The sequence below is a fragment of the Halorubrum tibetense genome (assembly GCF_042661865.1).
In the GTDB taxonomy this organism is placed as follows: Archaea; Halobacteriota; Halobacteria; order Halobacteriales; family Haloferacaceae; genus Halorubrum; species Halorubrum tibetense.
In genome coordinates this window covers 1-711 of sequence record NZ_JBHSWW010000585.1, presented here as the reverse complement: position 1 = coordinate 711, position 711 = coordinate 1, and the positions used below count along the sequence as shown (strand labels likewise).

Annotated in this window: 1 pseudogene; it reads right to left on the bottom strand. The window is 73.1% G+C overall.

Annotated features, from left to right (window positions below):
- Positions 1 to 711: pseudogene (locus ACFQEU_RS17120) on the bottom strand (cobyrinic acid a,c-diamide synthase); the annotation flags it as partial.

Genomic DNA, 711 nt, shown 5'->3' with positions numbered 1-711 from the left:
CGCTTCGTCGCGGGCGACCGCGACGCGCGGGCGATCGGGGTCGGGCGTGGAGCCTTCTCGGCCCCCCTCGACGACACCCCCGTCCGACGGCGACGTAGCGAGGTTCGGCTCGCGAGCGACACCGAGGAGACGATCGACGCTCAGTTCGGCGGCGGCCACGTCGAGCGCCCCGTCCGCTATCGGTGCCTCCTCGCTCAGATGGAGTCCGAGGTGTCGCTCGGGGATCTCCAGCCCGTCGTCGGGGGCGATCCGGCCGAAGTACGTCAGGCCGTCAGGCAGCGCCCCGCGGATCCCCGCCTCGTGTCGTCCCCCGTGCGCTCGCTGGGCGATGACACCCGCGACGTCGACGTCGCGTCCGGCGTATGTGGCGAACCGCTCGAATCCGAGCGCGGTCGCCGCCACGCTCTCCATCCCCGCGTTCGCGTCGGCGACGAGCACGACCGGCAGGTCGAGCGTCTCGGCGACCATCGCCGTACTGGACACCTCGCCGTCGTACAGCCCCATGGCCCCCTCGACGACGCACACGTCCCCCTCGCCGCGTGCGTAGTTGCGGCGGAGGCCCTCCGTACCCTGTAACCACGGGTCGAGCGTTCGGGAGGGCCGACCCGCGACGGCGGCGTGGTGGCTCGGATCGATGAAGTCGGGCCCGGCCTTCGCCGGCTGGACCGCGTGGCCCGCGTTCGACAACGCCCGGATCGTCGCGAGGGTCGC